Origin of the sequence: Pseudorhizobium xiangyangii, from assembly GCF_020531965.1 — a bacterium.
Taxonomy (GTDB): Bacteria; Pseudomonadota; Alphaproteobacteria; order Rhizobiales; family Rhizobiaceae; genus Neorhizobium; species Neorhizobium xiangyangii.
Genome location: NZ_JAJAWH010000026.1, coordinates 56254 through 62694 on the forward strand (window position 1 = coordinate 56254; position 6441 = coordinate 62694).

The 6441-nt window shown below is 55.6% G+C and carries 5 protein-coding genes and 1 pseudogene; 4 read left to right on the top strand and 2 right to left on the bottom strand.

Annotation, left to right across the window (positions count from 1 at the left end):
* Positions 1 to 498 precede the first annotated feature (498 nt).
* The 3 genes from repA (at position 499) to repC (ending at position 4102) form a co-directional block, all read left to right on the top strand.
* Positions 499 to 1713, top strand: a complete 1215-nt coding sequence (repA, locus tag LH464_RS19965) for a plasmid partitioning protein RepA (RefSeq protein ID WP_226788177.1) — start codon at positions 499 to 501, stop codon at positions 1711 to 1713.
* Positions 1710 to 2732 carry a plasmid partitioning protein RepB gene (gene repB / locus LH464_RS19970; protein WP_226788170.1) on the top strand — a complete coding sequence of 341 codons (1023 nt, stop codon included), beginning with the start codon at positions 1710 to 1712 and terminating at the stop codon, positions 2730 to 2732. The genes repA and repB overlap by 4 nt, the downstream gene beginning before the upstream one ends.
* A 152-nt stretch (positions 2733 to 2884) precedes the next feature.
* Positions 2885 to 4102 carry a plasmid replication protein RepC gene (gene repC / locus LH464_RS19975; protein WP_226788171.1) on the top strand — a complete coding sequence of 406 codons (1218 nt, stop codon included), beginning with the start codon at positions 2885 to 2887 and terminating at the stop codon, positions 4100 to 4102.
* Positions 4103 to 4395: 293 nt separating this feature from the next.
* On the opposite strand, the gene LH464_RS19980 is transcribed toward repC, so the two are convergent.
* Together LH464_RS19980 and LH464_RS19985 are read right to left on the bottom strand one after the other, a co-directional pair.
* Positions 4396 to 5007 carry a general stress protein gene (locus LH464_RS19980; RefSeq protein WP_226788172.1) on the bottom strand — a complete coding sequence of 204 codons (612 nt, stop codon included), beginning with the start codon at positions 5005 to 5007 and terminating at the stop codon, positions 4396 to 4398.
* Positions 5008 to 5058: 51 nt separating this feature from the next.
* Complete coding sequence (locus LH464_RS19985; RefSeq protein ID WP_226788173.1) at positions 5059 to 5376, bottom strand: PepSY domain-containing protein; 318 nt, start codon at positions 5374 to 5376, stop codon at positions 5059 to 5061.
* Between the two features lie 877 nt (positions 5377 to 6253).
* Here LH464_RS19985 and LH464_RS19990 point away from each other — a divergent pair.
* Positions 6254 to 6441, top strand: a pseudogene (locus LH464_RS19990) (nucleotidyltransferase family protein); the annotation flags it as partial.

The following is a 6441-nucleotide window of genomic DNA, read 5'->3' on the forward strand; positions in this document are numbered from 1 at the left end:
CTTTCCAGCCGATACGGACGGGACCCAACTCAACTCCGAGATAGAAATGATTGAGGAGTAAGTGGGCTTGCCCGACATTTGTCGGGGTCGAGATCGCAACACCCTGCATGAATTTCTCCGCCTTGGTTTGTTGGCGGAGATTTCAACACAGACGGGAATCAGGCGACAGTTGTAGAATCCTACAAGCTTCTATCGGGTGAGTCGGACCCTCATTGTCATCCACGGTAAACGGAGCGGCCAGGTAGTGGCTAAAACACTCACGGTATAATTGTAGGATTCGCCGTAAAACAGACCGTGAACGTAGGAGAGGGAATGGTTCTCTAACATTATGAAAAGTCGGTTACATTCTAATTGGCTTTGATGTTCCAGGCCTTTTTGGTTAACCGGGCATTAACCAAAAAGGCCTTGCCCAAACGGCAGAATCGACGCTTACTGTTGGTGGCGAAACTATTCGGGTTTCGCGAAAAATATCGCCACTGGCATGGAATGGGTTTTGAGATGGCGAAAACCGCCGCAAAAGCAGCGCCTGTACTCGAAGGATTGACTGCTCTGTTGGAGCGCCACGCGGACGCTCTCTCCAGCCAGCTTCAGGCACATCACATCAAGGTTTTCCCGCCTACAGCCGAAAAAGGGATTCGTACATTTGGGCCGTCAGAGGCATCAAAACTGCTTGGAGTCGGCGAGTCATACTTGCGGCAGACCGCGTCAGAGATGCCAGAGTTGAATGTCAGTATGAGCCCTGGTGGCAGACGCATGTTCTCCATCGAGGATATCCATGCTCTTCGCAAGCATATGGACCTCGTGGGTCGCGGAAGCAGGCGCTATCTACCGCACCGTCGCGATGGTGAGCAGCTCCAAGTTATATCTGTGATGAATTTCAAAGGTGGTTCCGGCAAGACCACCACCGCCGCGCATCTTGCGCAGTATCTCGCTATGCGTGGATATCGGGTCCTGGCGATCGATCTGGATCCACAAGCCAGTCTTTCCGCTCTTTTTGGCAGCCAGCCAGAGACTGATGTTGGTCCGAACGAAACGCTTTACGGCGCAATCAGATACGATGAAGAGCGGGTCCCGATCGAGCAAGTTGTCAGAGGCACATATATTCCTGACCTGCACCTGATACCGGGTAATCTGGAACTGATGGAGTTTGAGCACGATACGCCGCGTGCACTGATGAAGCGGAAGGAAGGCGATACGCTCTTTTACGGACGGATCAGTCAAGTGATCGAGGATATCGCGGACAACTACGATGTCGTTGTGATCGACTGCCCTCCACAGCTCGGTTACCTGACGCTGTCGGCTTTGACGGCTGCGACCTCCATTCTTGTCACTGTTCATCCTCAGATGTTGGACGTGATGTCGATGAATCAGTTCCTGGCTATGACATCCAACCTGCTGCGCGAAATCGAGAATGCCGGTGCTCAGTTCAAGTTCAATTGGATGCGTTATCTGATCACCCGGTTCGAGCCAAGCGACGGTCCACAGAATCAGATGGTCGGGTATTTGCGCTCGATCTTCGGCGAGAATGTGCTCAATTTCCCAATGCTGAAGACCACGGCTGTTTCGGACGCGGGCCTGACCAATCAAACGCTCTTCGAAGTTGAGCGCAGTCAGTTTACTCGATCGACCTACGATCGCGCCTTGGAGGCGATGAACGCGGTAAATGACGAAATTGAAAGCCTGATCAAGAAAGCATGGGGTAGATCCACATGAGCAGGAAACACATTCTTGGCGTTGCCACAGACGTCGCTGAAACACAGTCTGCTGACAACCGGGCGGCAAAAAGTCGGTCCTTGCCACTTATCGGTGTCGCCCGACGGGAGCGTGATCCCGCGACGAAGCTGACCGCCAATATCGGCAACGCACTGCGTGAGCAGAATGATCGCCTCGGCCGCGCTGAAGAGATAGAGCGTCGCCTGGCTGAAGGCCAAGCTGTAATTGAGCTGGACGCCTCAACGATTGAGCCATCGTTTGTGCAGGATCGCATGCCGGGTGATATCGATGGACTTGTGTCCTCAATCCGGGAGCAGGGTCAGCAGGTTCCCATTCTTGTCCGTCCTCATCCTGAGGGATCCGGGCGATATCAGGTAGCGTTTGGCCACCGTCGATTGCGCGCTGTGTCAGAGCTCGGTCTTCCGGTCAAGGCGGTAGTGCGCGAGTTGACGGACGAGCAACTTGTTGTTGCGCAAGGACAAGAGAACAATGAGCGGGAAGATCTCACCTTTATCGAAAAGGCCCGATTTGCCTACCATCTGAATAAAAAGTTCCCACGAGAGGTCGTCATTGCGGCGATGTCTGTCGACAAGAGCAACTTGTCGAAAATGCTTTTACTCGTCGATGCGCTCCCCTCTGATCTCATCGATGGGATTGGCGCGGCGCCCGGTGTCGGACGACCGAGCTGGCAGCAGTTGGCGGAACTCGTCGAAAAGGCACCTTCTCCGTCAGATGCATCACGATATGTGATGTCTACCGAGGTACAGGCTCTGCCGTCAGCGGAACGCTTTAAGTCCGTAGTTGCCTATCTTAAGCCTCAGCGGATCGCGCGCGGACTTCCGCAGGTCATGTCGGCGCCTAACGGTGACAGACTTGCGCAGGTGACTCAGAGCAAGGTCAGACTCGAAATCGTAATCGACAAAAAGGCGACGCCGGACTTCGCGACGTTCGTCCTCAATCGCTTGCCGGCGCTCTACGAGGAGCACCGTGTGAAAAATAAACGGAAAAACGGAGAGTAAGCCGGGAAAAGAAAAAGGCCCCCAACGGTTGTCCGTGGAAGCCCTTCTCGATGTCTAGCAGCTTGAGAATCGCATTTCCATGAAACCTCGTCAAGAGTCTTGGCACCGTTTCGGTGAGCGGATTTCTTTTGCCTTCTGAAAGGTGAGAGACGATGCAAACGGGAAATGTAACGACGCCTTTTGGGCGGCGGCCGATGACGCTTGCGCTTGCGCGGCGTCAGGTTGCACTAGCCGATATAAAACAGGGAAAGACGGCGGATAAGTGGAAGGTCTTCCGGGATGCTTCCGCCGCGATGAACGTCCTTGGGATACAGTCCAACAGCCTTGCTGTCCTCGACGCATTGTTGAGCTTCTATCCCCATAATGAGTTGCGACAGGACGCGAAGTTGATCGTCTTTCCGTCAAACGCACAACTCTCGCTGCGAGCTCATGGCATGGCCGGGGCGACTTTGCGCAGGCACATTGCAGTGTTGGTGGAAGCGGGTTTGATCGTTCGCAAGGATAGCGCTAACGGCAAGCGGTACGCTCGGAAGGACCAAGCTGGGGAGATCGAGAACGCGTTCGGCTTTGACCTGTCTCCGCTGCTTGCGCGCAGCGAGGAGCTTGCCATGCTGGCGCAGCAGGTCATGGCTGAGCGCGCAGCCTTGAGGAACGCAAAGGAGGCTTTGACGATTTGCCGCCGGGACGTCAGGAAGCTCATTACCGCCGCCATGGAAGAGGGCGCGGATGGTGACTGGCAGGCCGCAGAGGAGGTTTACGTCGCACTCGTGAGCCGAATCCCGCGCGTCCCCACGCTCGACGCTATCAAGGCGACCCTGGACGAAATGCAGCTGCTTCAGCAAGAGGTCGTTAATCGCTTGGAAATCCAGCAGTTTCCAGAAAATAATAGCACCAATGCCGCTCATACTGAGCGCCACATACAGAATTCAAAATCCGAATCTCCTAATGAACTTGAACCATGCTCTAGAAACGAGCAGGGCGCGAAGCCGAGTATTATAAGCCAGACGAGGAGCGAGCCGATAAAGGCACTTCCGCTCAGTATGGTGCTTCGTGCTTGTCCAACAATTGCCGACTATGGGCCGGGCGGCACGATCGGAAGTTGGCGGGATCTGATGTCGGCAGGTGTGGTCGTTCGCTCTGTGCTGGGAGTGAGCCCTTCAGCTTACCAGGATGCCTGCGAAGCCATGGGACCTGAAAACGCTGCAACAGCTATCGGCTGCATCTTGGAGCGAATGAATACAATCAACTCGGCGGGAGGGTATCTGAGGGATCTGACCCGACGGAGCGAGCGTGGAGAGTTCTCACTGGGCCCGATGGTCATGTCATTGTTGAAGGCAAACGGACAGGAGAGCATGAGGGCTGGGGGCTAGCATCGCCTGCATGTCTGCGACTAGGATAAATATCGCAGCAGGGCCCCGGGGTATTCGTCAAGGCAATGCTCCAGAGTTTTATAGACGCCCTTGCCCGCCTGATCTTTCCTTGGGAGGTGAGATGCCCTTAGCTTCAAGCCGAACCTGGCAGCACGGGGCGATCGGATCCTTACGATCAGGAGGGATAGTCCAAACGTGCGGTAGAAAGTCTGGCCTGGTGGGAAGTCTGAGATTGGCGAGCTGTATGTGAACAAGGGCGGCCTCGACGGCCGCCCTTGTATGCCAATCATTTATTAGATGCGCGGTTCAGTACGATATCGACCGCGCTCGGCCGCTATTTGATCCGTTGTGTACGGCTCAGACGTCTGATCGAACCGTGTCCAGCCATCGTTGCTGTACGCGGCGCGACGTTCGGCAAGGTCAACTGCACGCGAACGGCTGAGAATGGCCTCCGAGGCAGCAACCTTGTCTTCGTCCACCTTGGCAACGACCAACGAGCCGCCGCGGCGCACACCCTCGGCATAAAGATGGGCGTCATTCTCAGACACGCCGGATTCGATCATTGCACCGACGATACCGCCTGCGGCGCCACCAGCGACGGCCCCTGCAACAGCGCCCGCAGCGGTTGCAGCAAGCCAGCCAGCAGCCACGACCGGGCCAACGCCTGGAATAGCAAGCAACCCAAGGCCTGCAAGGAGGCCGCCGGCACCACCAGCAGCGGCACCAATACCGGCACCAGTGCCCGCGCCCTCAGCGGCGTTATTGCCCTGACCTTCGACGTCTTCCTTGCCGTCCTTGTGGGAGACAATGCTAATGTCGTCGGAAGACACACCAGCGTCTTCAAGAGCCTTAACGGCTGCGCGCGCGTCGTCGTAGCTGTCGAAAAGTCCTGTAACCGTTCTCATGGGAAGTCCTCTTAGTTATTGTTATTGTTGTCGTTTTCGCTTATTTTGCGGTTACTGGGCCATTGTGATGTTGCCTTGGAAGTCGAGTGCCACATTGCCGTGTTTCCCGTCCTTCGTACCCATGGCACGCCATATGCCCTGGTCGTCGAGCTTGAGACCCGACACTTCGGTGTAGCCAGCTTCCTCGATGCGGGACTTTGCCTGCGCTTCGGTGAAGCTATTCTTTCCAGCAACCGGAGCGCCGGGATTGGTTTCGCCGGAGGTATTCACCGCAGGGGTTGTCTGCGACGTCTTGGGCGTCTCGCTTTGAGCGAAGGCCGCAGACGTCGAGAGAAGAATGGCTGCAAGGCCAAAAGTGAATTTTTTCATGGTGTTCCTCCAATTCTGCAGTCAGTTTCGAATGCGCGCTGAATAACCCATTGGAGGACGGTTTGTTCCGAAGTCGACATCGCCTCGGATCTTATCCGCAGACGAATTTCGATCTCCACGGTTGACCCCTCGTCACCAGGTTCGGGTCAAATGTCCGGTGAGCTGCATTTCGACGAGTGATCTGGCGGTGCCTTGATACGACCCCCCAAATTTATCGGTTGGGGCATCGGGGTCCCCTCTCCTTCCGCCTAGTTTTAACCCGGCAGGCGAATAGCTTGTATCCTCCGGAGTTCGAGTGCTCGGGTGTAGCCATGCCGGGGTTCGACAAACGCTTGGCTCCTGCAGTGGCAACATAACGTCCGGGATACTCTCGCGACGCACAGCCTGAAGCACACCGGATCCACGCGCGGGGGAGCTGCGCTATTGAGGGACGCCGGATCGTGCAGTACTCGGCGACAGGATAAGGCATATTTCTCGTGGCCGCTTAGTCACCGCCTGTGATCATAGGTCGCTGGGTTGAGATGGCGGAGTTTAGAAGAGGCTAATGAATGTCGTGCCTTTAAAAATATAACCTATTGTTTTGATGGCGTGTTTGGAAGAGCGCCATTTAGGCATGGCGCGAAGATAGAGGTGGCAACAACGCGTGGTTGCGGTACTCTGCGGGAGGAGCTCGTTTACATGCACGTCAGGCATGTGCCGTATTCCAAACTTTTGCGCTCCTCAAGCTGTATACTACGGGTCCCCTCCCCTCCCCTCCCCTCCCCTCCCCGTCAAGTTCGGTCGTTACTCATTCAAAATTAGCAGGAACTTATGGAGGCTAACATGAAGCCATGTCTATCCCGTACAGCAGTCCATGCCAGCGCAGCTCGGACTGGGGATGGCTGTCTTTCCCGCTGAGGAGCACTTCATCGAAACGACCGTGAAGCGCAAGTGGTACTGGTATTTCGATATCGTACGAAACTGGCGTCGAATGGAATCGATACGTCGGCCCGTCGACGATCCGGAGATCTCTCAGCGAATTGAAACTTTCATGCGCGCGCGCGCGAGAGAGAGAGAGAGAGAGAG

Excerpts from the sequence above, each read along its gene's own strand:
- repA (WP_226788177.1), top strand. The coding sequence starts at position 499 with ATGGCGAAAACCGCCGCAAAAGCAGCGCCTGTACTCGAAGGATTGACT.
- repB (WP_226788170.1), top strand. The coding sequence starts at position 1,710 with ATGAGCAGGAAACACATTCTTGGCGTTGCCACAGACGTCGCTGAAACA.
- repC (WP_226788171.1), top strand. The coding sequence starts at position 2,885 with ATGCAAACGGGAAATGTAACGACGCCTTTTGGGCGGCGGCCGATGACG.
- LH464_RS19980 (WP_226788172.1), bottom strand. The coding sequence starts at position 5,007 with ATGAGAACGGTTACAGGACTTTTCGACAGCTACGACGACGCGCGCGCA.
- LH464_RS19985 (WP_226788173.1), bottom strand. The coding sequence starts at position 5,376 with ATGAAAAAATTCACTTTTGGCCTTGCAGCCATTCTTCTCTCGACGTCT.